This window comes from Blastococcus sp. SYSU D01042, from assembly GCF_054050515.1.
Genome location: NZ_JBJGZM010000001.1, coordinates 737,978 through 750,470, shown reverse-complemented (window position 1 = coordinate 750,470; position 12,493 = coordinate 737,978). Strand labels below are relative to the sequence as shown.

The following is a 12,493-nucleotide window of genomic DNA, read 5'->3' as shown; positions in this document are numbered from 1 at the left end:
CCGGTAACGGAGGGTGCTGGATCTAGCACGCGGCATCGCCTAGACACTCTGCGTGGCCGACCCCTACGACGAGTACCTCCTCGAGATCTACCGCCATGCGGGCGAGAACGCGCGCATGTACGCGACGTCCCGGTTCTCGAACCTGACCGGCTTCCTCACCTACGTCAGCGTGCTGACCGCCGCGCTGGCCTTCCTCTACGGAGGGGAGGAGCGAGCGGTCGACCTGTCGTTCGCCGTCCCGCTCGTCGCAGTCCTGGGTTGCGTCCTCTCCGTTCTCTTCCTCGCTCTCGAGGTCCGCCACCACTACTGGTGGGAGTACTACGAGCTCGACGTGGTGGCCGAGCTCGAGCGGCAGATGGGCCGGAGCCAGTACCCCGACGACGTCCGGTCCGGCGGGTCGCGGTCGTTCGTCGGCAAGGGGCGACGATCCCCGTTCGGGCTCAGCGCCACGCACGCGACGTACGGCATCTACCTGACGTCCCTGACCTTCTTCCTCGTGGTCGGGGTGGCCTCGGCCGTGGCGTGAGGCAGGCGACCGCTCCGGGTCAGCGTGCGGTCTCCCAGAGGCCGACGACGTTGCCCTCGGGGTCGGAGAGGTAGGCGGCGAACCCCATGTCGCCCACCGGCGTCTTCGCGGAGACGACCGTGCCGCCCAGGCCCGTGATCCGCGCCAGCGCCTCGTCGATGCTCGGGACGTCCACCACGACGACCGGGTACCGGGTCACGGACATCTCTCGCGAGAGCATCCCGCCGTTGATGAAGCCGGCCTCGCTGGGGCCCTGGTCGCCGCTCGGCCCGGTCATGACGAGGGTGTAGCCGCCCATGTCCGGCAGCTGCACGATCTCCCAGTCGAACGCGGCCTTGTAGAAGCTGCGCGCCCGGTCGCCGTCGTCGTAGGGGATCTCGAAGTGCACGACCCGTCCGCTCATCCCGCCACCTCCGGTGCTCGCCAGGGACCTGAGGCCGCGGACGCTAGACCCGCCGCCGCGGGCCCACCAGGGACCTCTGCACGCCCGTCCGCCGCTCCTCCGCGAGATCTGCACACTCGGGGTGTTCAGGGCACGGATGGCCCCGAGCGTGCAGATCTCGGGCTCAGGCCAGGCCGCGGACGGTGCGCAGCGGCGGGCGGGTGCCCTTGATCGAGGCGACCATGTCCAGGGTCTGGCGGGTCGGCGCGACGTCGTGCGCGCGGAACACCCGGGCGCCCAGCCAGGCGCTCACCGCGGTCGCCGCCAGCGTGCCGGTGAGGCGCTCCTCCAGCGGGACGCCGAGGGTCTCGCCGACGAAGTCCTTGTTCGACAGCGCCACCAGCACCGGCCAGCCGGTCGCGACCAGCTCGTCGAGCCGCCGGGTGGCCTCCAGCGAGTGCCGGGTGTTCTTGCCGAAGTCGTGCCCCGGGTCGACGATCACCCGCTCGGGGTCCACGCCCGCGGCCACGGCGGCCTCGGCCAGCGCCGTCGTCCGCCCCACGATGTCGGCCACGACGTCGTCGTAGGTGACGCGGTGCGGACGGGTGCGCGGCGGCAGCCCCCCGGCGTGGGTGCAGACGATCCCGGCGCCCGCCGCGGCGGCCACGCCGGCGAGCTCGGGGTCGACGCCGCCCCAGGCGTCGTTCACCACGTCCGCGCCGGCCGCGAGCGCCTCCACCGCGACCTCGGCGCGCCAGGTGTCGATCGAGATCGGCAGCCTCGGGTGGGCGTCACGGATCGCGGCGACCAGGTCGACGGTGCGGCGGATCTCCTCGGCGGGGGAGACCTCCTCGCCCGGGGCCGCCTTGACGCCGCCGACGTCCACCATGTCGGCGCCCTCGGCGACCACGCGGTCCACCCGCTCCAGCGCGGAGGCCATTCCGAAAGTCGCGCCGCGGTCGTAGAACGAGTCGGGTGTCCGGTTCACGATCGCCATCAGGACGAACCCACCGTCTGGCACGTCCAGCGCACCGATCCGGAGCAACCCGTTCCCTCCTCCGTGACGCCGGTGTGGTGGAGTCAGCCAACCAGACTCCAGCGGAAGGACGAGCAATGGCGCAGACCACCGTCGACGGCGTCGAGGGCGTGCAGAGCCTGGTCGGCCAGCACCTCGGCTACAGCGACTGGGTGACGATCACCCAGGAGCAGGTGCAGCAGTTCGCCGACGCCACCGGTGACCAGCAGTGGATCCACACCGACCCCGAGCGCGCGAAGGAGCACAGCCCCTTCGGCGGCCCGATCGCGCACGGCTACCTGACGCTGTCGCTGCTGCCGTCGCTGGTGCCGCAGATCGTCACGATCACCGGCTTCAGCATGGGTGTGAATTACGGCACGGACAAGGTGCGCTTCCCCTCCCCGGTGCCGGTGGGCGCGCGGGTGCGGGCCGGCGCGTCGATGGAGTCCGCGACCCCGTTCGCCGGCGGTGTGGCGATGAACCTCGCCGTGACGATGGAGATCGAGGGCGGCACCAAGCCGGCCATGGTCGCGACCGTCGTCTACCGCCGCTACGTCTGACCCGCCTCCCTGCTTTTCCGCGGTAGAGCCGTCGGCTTCTCCGCGGAAAAGCAGGGAGCTTGGGTCGCTCCGTCAGTCGACGAGGGCCTGGTTGACCAGCTGGCGCAGGTGGTTGCGGATCGGCAGCGTGCTCGAGGGCAGCAGCTGGGTGTAGAAGCCGACGGTGATGTCCTCCACCGGGTCCACGTAGAAGCCGGTCGACGCCGCGCCGCCCCAGCTGTAGTCGCCGGGGCTGGAGAGGACGCCGTAGGCAGCCGGGTCCAGCACCATCGAGAAGCCCAGGCCGAACCCGACGCCGCGCATCGGCGACTCGGCGTGCAGGGGCCGGCCGAACTGCTCCAGGTCAGCGTTCCCGGGCAGGTGGTTGGTGGTCATCTGCCGGATCGTGCGCGGGCCGAGGATCCGCCCGCCGTCGTAGGACCCGCCGCGGCGCAGCATCTCCAGGAACCGCAGGTAGTCACCGGCGGTGGAGACCAGACCGCCGCCGCCGGACAGGAACGTGGGCTTGGTGTGGGCGCCGCGGTCCATGCTCTCGCTGAAGGTCATGCCGGACGACGGCCCGCCCGGCCTCCCCGGCGTGGCCAGGTACAGGCGGGCCAGGGACTCCGGGTCGTCCTCGGGGCGCAGCCCGAACGAGGTGTCGCGCATGCCCAGCGGGGCGAAGATGCGCTGCTCGAAGAAGTCGTCGAGGGTCTGGCCGGAGACCACCTCGACCAGCCGGCCCAGGACATCGGTGGAGACGCCGTAGTTCCACTCGCTGCCGGGCTGGAAGACCAGCGGGGCCGAGGCCCACTGCCGGCAGACGTCGGCGGAGTCGGCGCCCCGCGGGCTGCCCCACTCGTGGCCCATGGCACGGTAGATCGCGTCCACCGGGTGGGCGTGGTGGAAGCCGTAGGTCAGCCCGGAGGTGTGGGTGAGCAGGTGCCACACCCGGATCGGCTCGACCTGCGGGACGGTCACCGGCTTCTGCGAGGAGCCGGCCACGTAGACGCGGGTCTCGGCGAACTCGGGCAGCCACTTGGTGATCGGGTCGGAGAGCTCGAAGGCGCCCTCCTCGTACAGCATCATCGCCGCGACCGAGGTGATCGGCTTAGTCATCGAGAAGATGCGCCAGCGGGTGTCGTCCTCCACCGGCAGGCCGGCCTCCACGTTGCGGAAGCCGGTGCGGCCCACGTGCACCAGCTTGCCGTGCCGGGCGACGGTCACCAGGAAGCCGGGGAGCTGCCCGTCGTCGACCCACCGGGCCAGCCGCCGGTCCAGGCGTTCGAGCCGGCCGGCGTCGAAGCCGACCTCGGCCGGGTCGGTGCTGACGGTCAGATCACTGCCCACGTGGACCTCCGCTGCCCTGTGCGCCGACCGCCGTCGGGCGGCGCCTGCACCCGCATCCTGACCCATGACGCTGTGGTCCGGGCCACACGGGTGCGGCGCGACGCCCGACGGCGGGCGGCGGAGCGCTCAGGTCAGGAGACCGGGACGGCGCTCGCAGCCTTCTTGAGGTTCGAGCCGGCGGTCACCTTGACGGTGTTCGCGGCCGCGATCTCGATCGACTCGCCGGTCTGCGGGTTGCGGCCCGTGCGAGCGGAGCGCTGCGTGCGCTCGACGGTCAGCAGGCCGGAGACGGCGACCTTGTCGCCGCGGGTGATGGCGTCGACGAGCTCGTCCTGCAGTCCGGCGATGACGGCGTCCACCGTCGAGGCCGGCACGTCGGCGCGCTTGGCGATGGCGGAGACCAGTTCGGCCTTGTTCATCGAGCTTCCTTTCCGTTGGGGTGGCAGGTGCCTGGATTCGACACCCGGCCGGCGCCCCGGACGCGGTGTGCGCCGTCGGGGTGTCCGTCTCCGCGCGGGAGGCGGGGGCCGGACCCGGCCACGCGAGCGGCCGGACCCCGGGCACGGTGCCACGTCGGCCTGACAATCCGCCACTTCACGGCCTTTTCGCCCCCCGCGGACGGCTCGCAGGTCACATCCGCACCACTCCCCGTGGCGCGCCGGTGACCCCCGCCACGCCTAGCGTGGGGGCATGCCGCAGCTCCCCGGGACCGACCTGACCGTCAGCGACCTCTGCCTGGGCGGCAACGTCTTCGGCTGGACGGCCGACGAGCCGACGTCCTCCGCCGTCCTGGACCGGTTCCTCGACGCGGCCGAGCCGCAACCCGCCTTCGTCGACACCGCGGAGATGTACGGCAACGGCGCGTCCGAGCAGATCCTCGGCAACTGGATGGCGGCCCGCGGCGTCCGCGACCGGGTGGTGGTGGCCACCAAGGCCTCGCCCGGGACGAAGGAGCACCCGCTCGCGGCGGGCGAGATCCGGGCGGCGGCGGAGCGCTCGCTGCGGCTGCTGCAGACCGACCGGATCGACCTCTACTACGCGCACTACGACGACGCGACGACGCCGCTGGAGGAGACGCTGACCGCATTCGACGAGCTGGTGCAGGCCGGCAAGGTGCGGCACGTCGCGGCCTCGAACTACTCGGCGGCCCGGCTCACCGAGGCGCGCGCGACGGCCGACCGGCTGGGCGTGCGCGGGTACGCGGCGCTGCAGACGCACTACAACCTGGTGGAGCGCGGGAGGTTCGAGGGCGAGCTGCGCGACGCCGTCGTCGAGCAGGGGATCGGCACGCTGCCCTACTTCGGGCTGGCCAAGGGCTTCCTCACCGGCAAGTACCGCGCCGGCGAGCAGATCGACTCGCCGCGGGCCAGGGGTGCGGCGGCCTACGTCGGGGAGCGCGGCGACCGCGTGCTCACCGCGCTGGGCGCGGTGGCCCGCGAGCACGGGGTGCCCGTGCCGGCGGTGGCCCTGCGCTGGCTGGCCGACCAGCCGACCGTCGTCGCGCCGATCGCGTCGGGGCGGTCTGTCGAGCAGCTCGCCGACCTGCTGCCCATGCGTGACCTGGTGGTCACCGACGAGCAGCGCGAGGCGCTGGACGAGGCCAGCGCCGGCTGAGCGCAGGCCCCCTGCTCCTGCAGGGGGCCTGCCCGCCTCAGACCAGCACGCGGATCGCCGGGAGGACGAGGGCGTCCGAGTCGGTCCCGGGCTCGGCCATGCCGTGGCCCTCGACGGCGTGGCGCCTGGTCTGCGCCAGGATGCCCGCGTCGTCGGCGGCGGTGAACGTGGCGTCGCAGCCGGGGATGATGTCCCCGCAGGCGAAGCGCTTCATGGGTGGACTCCTTGTCGGTGGGTCGGTCGGTGCCGTGATCGGTTGCCGGCCACCCTGCTGGACCGGGGTCTGTGGTCAGCGGCCGGAGCGGGCCGCCGTGACGAGGTCCTCGACGCGCAGGATCCCGAGCACGTGGCCGGAGGGATCGGTGCAGACCACCGGCTCCCACCGGTGCGCCGGCGGCCGGGTGAGCGCGCGCTGGAGCGTCTCGTCGATGCCGGTCGAGGGGTGCACGCGCAGGGACACCGGTGCCGTGTAGATCTCCGACGTCCGCGGGTCGCCGAGCAGCAGACCGGCCGGCTCGCCGTGCGGGCCGAGCAGCAGGGCCGGCGGCAGGCCGGTGACCGGCTCGCCGGAGGCGCACTGCCGGATGGGGCGCAGCAGGCTGGCGACGCTCTCGGTGAGCCGCGCCCGGGCGACCTGGGCGCGTACCAGCGTGGTCACCTCGGCGGCCAGCGGGGCGAAGACGGGTGCCGGGCGGCCGAGCAGCCACCCCTGGGCGAGCGGGACGCCGAGCTGCGCGAACGCGGCCAGTTCTGCGGCGGTCTCGACGCCCTCGGCCAGCAGCCAGGCGTCGATGCGGCCCGCGAACTCGCCGACCATCTCGGCCAGCGCCATCCGCACGGGGTCGGCGTCGGCGTCGGCGACCAGCGCGCGGTCGAGCTTGACCATCTGCGGGCGGAGGGCGGCCATCTGCTGCAGGCCCGAGTAGCCGCTGCCGGCGTCGTCGAGGGCGATGAGGGCGCCGCGCGCCCGCAGCGCGTCGGTCTGCGCGCGGAGCGCGCCGAGGTCGTCGACGGGGGTGTGCTCGGTCAGCTCGACGACGACGCGGTGCAGGTCCGCGCGGCTGCGCAGCGCGTCCTGGACCGGCGTCGTGCCGAGCAGGTGCGGGCTGACGTTGACGGTGAGGAAGGTGTCCGGGGGCAGGTGGGGGACGGCGGCGAGCGCCTTGTGGATGGCCAGCGCCTCGAGCTCGGCGGCGACCCCGGCCTCGGCCGCGGCGGCGAACCACACGTCGGGCCCGGCGGCGCCGGGGAAGCGGGCCAGCGCCTCGTAGCCGGCGACACCGCCGGTCTCCAGGCCGACGATCGGCTGGAAGACCAGGGTGAGGTCGTCGGGGTCGGCCAGCAGGGGACGGCAGTCCGGCAGGCCGGCCGTGCGGGTGCCGAGCATGCTCTGTCCATCGGTCGGCGCGGCGCCGTCCTTGAGGCCGGCCGGGCGGGTCACCCGTGGGAGGGAGCCGGTGCCACGGACGGCGTCGTCCCGTATCCGGGCGTGCGGCGTGCGAGCATGCTCCGTGCGGTGACCGTCCCGGTGCCGCCGTCACAGCTGGAGGGGGGCCCGACGTGCCCGGCTCCCAGGTGACCGCCGCGGTCGAGGACGCCCTGACCGATCCCGTGCGCATCGCCGCCGCCCGCCGGCTGCTGTCGGAGGTCTCGGGGCCGGCCGCCTACGACCGGCTGTCCGGCCTGGCCGCCCGGCTGGTCGGGGCCGGCCACGCGAAGGTCACGCTGTTCACCGATGCGGACCTCGTGGTCGGCGGGCACGGGCTCCCGCCGGGCGTGGTGGGCGGGCCGGCGCTGCTCACGGGCCCGTTGTCGGCGATGGTCGTGGCCAGCGGCAGTCCGCTCGCCGTCCCGGATGCGCGCACCGACGACCGCGTCACGGACCTGCCCGCGGTCACCTCCGGCGAGGTCGGCGCCTACCTCGGCTCACCGCTGACGACCGCGGCCGGGCTCGTGGTCGGGGTCCTCGCGCTGTACGACCCGGACCCGCGGCCGTGGACCGGTGACGACGCCGAGCTGCTGCGGCAGCTGGCGAGCTCCGTGGTGGCCGAGCTGGAGCTCGCGGCCGCCAAGGCCGCCGTCGCGTCGTCCACGCGGCGCCTGGACGTCGCCCTGGAGGCCAGCTCGGTCGGCATCTGGGAGGTCGACCTGCGGCGCGGTGAGATGGACTGGGACGAGCGCAGCGCCGCCATCTTCGGGCACGAGGGCGCGCTGCGGCTGCCCATGGACCTGCTCATGTCCGAGTACGTGCACCCCGACGACCGGGAGTCCGCCGAGCGGGGCATGGGCGAGGCCATCGCGGCCCGCGCCCAGTACACGATCGAGCTGCGCGTGCTCCGGCGCGGCGGCGGGGTCCGCTGGATCGTGTGCCGGGGACGGGTCCTCTCCGACGTCGACGGCGAGCCGGAACGGATCCTCGGCACCGTCCTGGACGTGACCGAGGCGCGGGACCAGGCCGCGTCGCAGCTCGTGGCGGTGCAGCGGACGGCCGCGATCGCGGCCGTGGCGGCGGAGGTGGCCAACGCCGCCCACATCGGGCAGCTCGCCGAGATCACCCTGCGTGGGGCGGAGGTGCTCGGCGCGGTCTCCGGTGGTGTCGCCGTCCGGGAGCCCGACGGCGCGACCGCCCGGCTGTACCTCGGCCAGCGGCTCGTGGACGCCTACGGGGCCGAGCTGCTGCCGACCGACGGGGTCCTGATCGAGCTCGACGACGAGCTGCCGACCCAGTACACCGCCCGCACCGGCGAGCGGGTCCTGCTCGGCAGCGCCGAGGAGGGGGTGGAGCGCTTCGCGGCGATGGCCGCGGTGACCGAGGCCCTCGGGCTGCGTGCGCTGGCGTCGCTGCCGCTGGTGGTCGAGGGCCGGCTCCTGGGCAGCTTCGTGGCCTACTGGACCAGCGACCACGCCTTCGACGCCGACGAGCTCCGGTTGCTCGAGGGGCTGGCGGCGCAGATCGCGGTGAGCATCTCGCGGCTGCAGGCCGACGCCGCCCGCGACAGCGCCGTCACCGCGATGACCGGGGCCAACCAGCGGCTCGAGCTGCTGGCCGAGGCCGGGCAGGTGCTCTCCAGCACGCTGGACATCGGTGAGCAGCTCCAGCGGCTGGCCTCCCTGGTCGTGCCGGGCCTGGGGGACTGGTGCTGGATCGTCACCACCGACGAGCACGGCCGGCTGCAGGAGTCGGCCAGCGCGCACCGCGACCCCGGCCGTGACGAGCAGGTCGCGGCCTACGTGCGTCTGATGCTGCAGGCGGTCACGCCGGACAGCGCGCCGAAGGTGGTCTTCCGCACCGGGCAGCCGCTGGTCATCCCCGGTCTGACCCCCGAGCGCATGGCGCAGTCGCTCTCGCACCCGGAGGCGCGCGAGGCGCTGCTGGCTCTGGCCCCGAGGTCGGTCGCGGCCGTGCCGCTCACCATCCGGGGGCAGACCGTCGGTGTCCTCTGCCTGCTCAACGGCGCGGAGCGGGGCCCGCACTCACCGGCCGACGTGGAGACCGCCGTCGAGGTCGGCCGCCGCGCCGGGATGGCGCTGCACCACGCCCGCCTGTACGGCCAGCAGCGCGCGCTGGCCGACGCCCTGCAGCGCAGCATGCTCACCGAGCCGCCGCGCATCGAGGAGTGCGAGATCGTCGTCCGGTACGTGCCGGCGGCGGAGGGCGCGGAGATCGGCGGCGACTGGTACGACGCCTTCCAGCAGGCCTCCGGCACCACCGTGCTGGCGATCGGCGACGTCGTCGGGCACGACACCCGGGCCGCCGCCGCCATGGGGCAGGTCCGCGGCCTGCTGCGCGGCATCAGCTACTCCAGCGGGGGCTCACCGGCGCGGGTGCTCACCGAGCTGGACGCCGCGGTGGCCGGGCTCGGGCTGCGCACCATGGCGACGGCGCTGGTCGCGCAGCTCGAGCCGGAGGGCGACGGCGCTGCCGTGCTCCGGTGGTCCAATGCCGGGCACCCGCCGCCGGTCGTGCTCGACGTCGACGGCGGGGTGCGGCTGCTCGACGGCGACACCGCCGACCTGCTGCTCGGCGTGGACCCCGCGACCGGCCGGGAGGACCGGACCGCGCGGCTGGACCGCGGCGCGACGGTGCTGCTGCACACCGACGGGCTGGTGGAGCGGCGCGACCGCGACATCGACGAGGGCACCGACGAGCTGCTGCGGGTGCTCGGCCAGTGCGCCGGCCTCCCGCTTGAGGAGCTCTGCGACCGGGTCCTGGCGCGGATGTTCCTCCCCGGCGCCGAGGACGACGTCGCCGTCCTCGCGTTCCGCCTCTGCTGACCGGCGCCGTCCCCTCTCGACTCGACCGTCGAGGCCTACTGGCCCGGGGGGACGTCGACGGCGGTGGCGGTGCCCGTCGGGGGCTCCTCGCCGGTCTCCGCGCGCAGCTCCGCGTCGTGGGCGGCCATGGCCTCCTGGCGGTCGGGCTCCTCCTCCAGGATGGCCGCGGCCTTCCACGCGGCCGGGATGGCGAAGCCGTCGACCAGCGTGATCATGTGCGGCCGCAGCTCCTTGAGCAGCTCGTTCACCGTGGCGGTGAGCAGCTTGGCCCGCGCCGGGGTGAGCTGGCCGTGCTCGAGGAACCAGGCCTTGTCCGCCTCGATGGTCGAGAGCGCGTAGAGGTCGCACAGCGTGTCGAGCAGTTGCCGGGCGGCGGGCTCCTCGGTGCGGTCGACGCCGGCGACGAAGGACTCGAGCACGATCCGGTCGATGTGCGTCTGGGCGGCCTTGAGCACGTGGTCCTGGACGTCGTTGAACATGTCGAACGGCGCCATGCCCTCGGTGGTCGAGTTCTTCCGCAGCCGGCGGATCGCGCCCTCGAGCGAGTGCTTCTCGCGGAACTCGAACATCTTGAGCTGCCAGCCGCGCTCGAGCATCGGCACGTCGTCCACGCCCGGGACGGCGTCCACGAGGCGGGCGATCAGCGCGCGGGCCGCCGTCCGCTCCAGCACGGTCTCGCGGACCATGTCGGCGACGAAGCCGACCCGGCCCCAGCCGTCGAGCGAGCCGAAGTTGTCGCGGTAGCCGGTGAGCAGGCCCTTGGCGACCAGCTGCAGCAGGACGGTGTTGTCGCCCTCGAAGGTGGTGAAGACGTCGGTGTCGGCCTTGAGGTGCGGCAGCCGGTTCTCCTGCAGGTAGCCCGCACCCCCGCACGCCTCGCGGCACATCTGGATGGTGGCCGTGCCGTGCGCGGTCTGCGCGACCTTGAGCCCCGCGGCCCGCGACTCCAGCTCCCGCTGCGCCTGCTCGTCGATCTCCTGACCGTGCACGTGCACCGCCGTCTGGACGTCGTGCATCGTCGAGACCAGCTCGCCCTGCGCGAAGTGCAGCGCGTAGGTCCTGGCCAGCGCGGGCAGCAGCTTGCGCTGGTGCACGAGGTAGTCGTTGATGACGATCTCGCGCTCCTCGCCGGGGGCGGCGAACTGGCGGCGCACGTCGCCGTAGCGGACGGCGATGTCGAGGGCCAGCTTGGTCGCCGAGCCCGCGGAGCCGCCCACGCTTACCCGGCCGCGCACGAGCGTGCCGAGCATGGTGAAGAAGCGGCGGGTCTCGTTCTCGATGGAGCTGGTGTAGGTGCCGTCCTCGGCGACCTGGCCGTAGCGGTCCAGCAGCATGTCGCGCGGCACGCTCACGTGGTCGAAGGTGAGCCGGCCGTTGTCGACGCCGAGCAGGCCGGCCTTCGGGCCGTCGTCCTCGATCGTCACGCCGGGCAGCGGGTGGCCCTCGGCGTCCCGGATCGGCACCAGCCAGGCGTGCACCCCGTGGTTGGTGCCCTGGCTGACCAGCTGGGCGAAGACGACCGCCATCCGGCCGTCCTGGGCCGCGTTGCCGATGTAGTCCTTGCGGGCCGCCTGGTGCGGGGTGTGCAGGTCGAAGGTCTGCGTCGCCGGGTCGTAGGTGCAGGTGGTGCGCAGCTGCTGGACGTCGGAGCCGTGGCCGGTCTCGGTCATCGCGAAGCAGCCGGGCAGGTCGAAGCTCATGACGTAGCGGAGGTAGGCCTCGTGGTGCCGGCGGGTGCCGAGCAGCTCCAGCGCACCGCCGAACAGACCCCACTGGACGCCGGCCTTGACCATGAGGGAGAGGTCGGCGAAGGCCAGCATCTCGATCGAGGTGACCGACGCGCCCGAGTCGGCCTCGCCGCCGAACTCCTTGGGGAAGCCGTAGCCGACCCGGCCGGACGCGGCGAGCGTCCGGGCCGCCCGGGTGACCCGCTCGCGGGCCTCGGCCATCGACTCGCCGTAGACGGGGAGGAAGTCCTCGTCGCCCAGGTTCTCGCGGGCGTCGCGGCGGATGTGCGACCAGCGGCCGTCCAGGACCTCCCGGAGCACCGCGGGGTCCACCGGGGTCTGCTGAGCCTTCGTCACTGCTCCTCCAAGCTGTCTGGTGCGGGTGCCACGACGCCGGACAGGCCGGCCCAGGCGAGATCGGTCAGGTGTGCGGCGAGCTCGGTGCGCAGCATCGGTCGCCCGGCGCGCAGCCACCAGTCGGCAGCCGAGCGGACCAGGCCGACCAGGCCGTGCCCCCAGGCGCCTGCGGCACCGGGATCGCGGCCGGCCTGCTCGAGCGCGAGCGCCATGAGCGCTGCGGCCTCCTCGCCGACGAGGTCGGCGAGGGTGTCGATGGGGTCGGCGCCGCCGGGCGCGTGCTGCGAGACGACGAACCGGTAGACCTCGGGCTCGGCCTCGAGGAACGCCAGGTACGTCCCGATCGCCGCCGCGGTCATGGCGCGGGGGTGCCCGCTGCCGCCGATCGCCGCCCGTAGCTGGGCGAGCAGCCGCCCGGCGACCTCGGTGCACACCGCGAGGTGCAGCTGCGACCGGTCGGCGAAGTGGCGGTAGACGACGGTCTTGCTCGTGCCGGCCTCGGCGGCGATCTCGTCCATGCCGACCCCGGCGCCGTGCCGGCCGACGGCGGCGAGCGTCGCCCGGACGAGTTGTTCGCGGCGAGCGCGGCGGTGCTCGTCCCACCTCGAGTCGCGGCGGTCGCGCACGCGGGTGACAGTGCCCGGGGCGCGGCGGTCGGCGGCCGTCCCGCCGCCGTCCTGCGAGGAGCGTCTCACCGCCTCAGCTTTC

The 12,493-nt window shown here is 73.9% G+C and carries 12 protein-coding genes; 4 read left to right on the top strand and 8 right to left on the bottom strand.

What is annotated here, in order from left to right; all coding sequences use genetic code 11:
• Window positions 1-52: 52 nt before the first annotated feature.
• Window positions 53-526, top strand: coding sequence for a RipA family octameric membrane protein (locus tag ACI79H_RS03775; protein WP_456553026.1), 474 nt, complete (start codon window positions 53-55; stop codon window positions 524-526).
• Window positions 527-545: 19 nt separating this feature from the next.
• On the opposite strand, the gene ACI79H_RS03770 is transcribed toward ACI79H_RS03775, so the two are convergent.
• Together ACI79H_RS03770 and folP are read right to left on the bottom strand one after the other, a co-directional pair.
• On the bottom strand, window positions 546-929 hold the full coding sequence (locus ACI79H_RS03770; protein WP_456553025.1) for a VOC family protein: 384 nt from the start codon (window positions 927-929) through the stop codon (window positions 546-548).
• A 163-nt stretch (window positions 930-1,092) separates the two neighbouring features.
• The gene (folP, locus tag ACI79H_RS03765; protein ID WP_456553024.1) at window positions 1,093-1,905 is read right to left on the bottom strand and encodes a dihydropteroate synthase; all 813 of its coding nucleotides are present in this window, start codon (window positions 1,903-1,905) and stop codon (window positions 1,093-1,095) included.
• Window positions 1,906-2,021: 116 nt separating this feature from the next.
• Between folP and ACI79H_RS03760 the strand changes: the two genes are divergently transcribed.
• Window positions 2,022-2,483 carry a MaoC family dehydratase gene (locus ACI79H_RS03760; protein WP_456553023.1) on the top strand — a complete coding sequence of 154 codons (462 nt, stop codon included), beginning with the start codon at window positions 2,022-2,024 and terminating at the stop codon, window positions 2,481-2,483.
• A gap of 72 nt (window positions 2,484-2,555) precedes the next feature.
• Here the strand turns inward: ACI79H_RS03760 and ACI79H_RS03755 are convergent, their stop codons facing one another.
• Both ACI79H_RS03755 and ACI79H_RS03750 read right to left on the bottom strand, forming a co-directional pair.
• A complete protein-coding gene (locus tag ACI79H_RS03755; protein WP_456553022.1) occupies window positions 2,556-3,812 on the bottom strand; it encodes a serine hydrolase domain-containing protein in 1,257 nt (418 codons plus the stop codon).
• A gap of 131 nt (window positions 3,813-3,943) precedes the next feature.
• Window positions 3,944-4,231, bottom strand: coding sequence for an HU family DNA-binding protein (locus tag ACI79H_RS03750; protein ID WP_456553021.1), 288 nt, complete (start codon window positions 4,229-4,231; stop codon window positions 3,944-3,946).
• Window positions 4,232-4,502: 271 nt separating this feature from the next.
• Here ACI79H_RS03750 and ACI79H_RS03745 point away from each other — a divergent pair, with 271 nt between their 5' ends.
• Complete coding sequence (locus ACI79H_RS03745) at window positions 4,503-5,426, top strand: aldo/keto reductase (protein WP_456553020.1); 924 nt, start codon at window positions 4,503-4,505, stop codon at window positions 5,424-5,426.
• A gap of 37 nt (window positions 5,427-5,463) precedes the next feature.
• On the opposite strand, the gene ACI79H_RS03740 is transcribed toward ACI79H_RS03745, so the two are convergent.
• Entirely contained in the window at window positions 5,464-5,640 is a 177-nt protein-coding gene (locus ACI79H_RS03740) for a DUF1059 domain-containing protein (protein ID WP_456553019.1), read from the bottom strand.
• A 75-nt stretch (window positions 5,641-5,715) separates the two neighbouring features.
• Window positions 5,716-6,867 carry an EAL domain-containing protein gene (locus tag ACI79H_RS03735; protein ID WP_456553018.1) on the bottom strand — a complete coding sequence of 384 codons (1,152 nt, stop codon included), beginning with the start codon at window positions 6,865-6,867 and terminating at the stop codon, window positions 5,716-5,718.
• A 119-nt stretch (window positions 6,868-6,986) separates the two neighbouring features.
• Between ACI79H_RS03735 and ACI79H_RS03730 the strand changes: the two genes are divergently transcribed.
• Window positions 6,987-9,701, top strand: coding sequence for a GAF domain-containing protein (locus tag ACI79H_RS03730; protein ID WP_456553017.1), 2,715 nt, complete (start codon window positions 6,987-6,989; stop codon window positions 9,699-9,701).
• Between the two features lie 35 nt (window positions 9,702-9,736).
• Here the strand turns inward: ACI79H_RS03730 and ACI79H_RS03725 are convergent, their stop codons facing one another.
• Both ACI79H_RS03725 and ACI79H_RS03720 read right to left on the bottom strand, forming a co-directional pair.
• The gene (locus tag ACI79H_RS03725) at window positions 9,737-11,785 is read right to left on the bottom strand and encodes an acyl-CoA dehydrogenase family protein (protein ID WP_456553016.1); all 2,049 of its coding nucleotides are present in this window, start codon (window positions 11,783-11,785) and stop codon (window positions 9,737-9,739) included.
• Window positions 11,782-12,480: a TetR family transcriptional regulator gene (locus tag ACI79H_RS03720; protein WP_456553015.1), complete on the bottom strand. Its 699-nt coding sequence runs from the start codon at window positions 12,478-12,480 to the stop codon at window positions 11,782-11,784. Before ACI79H_RS03720 ends, ACI79H_RS03725 begins: the two co-directional genes overlap by 4 nt.
• Between the last annotated feature and the right edge of the window lie 13 nt (window positions 12,481-12,493).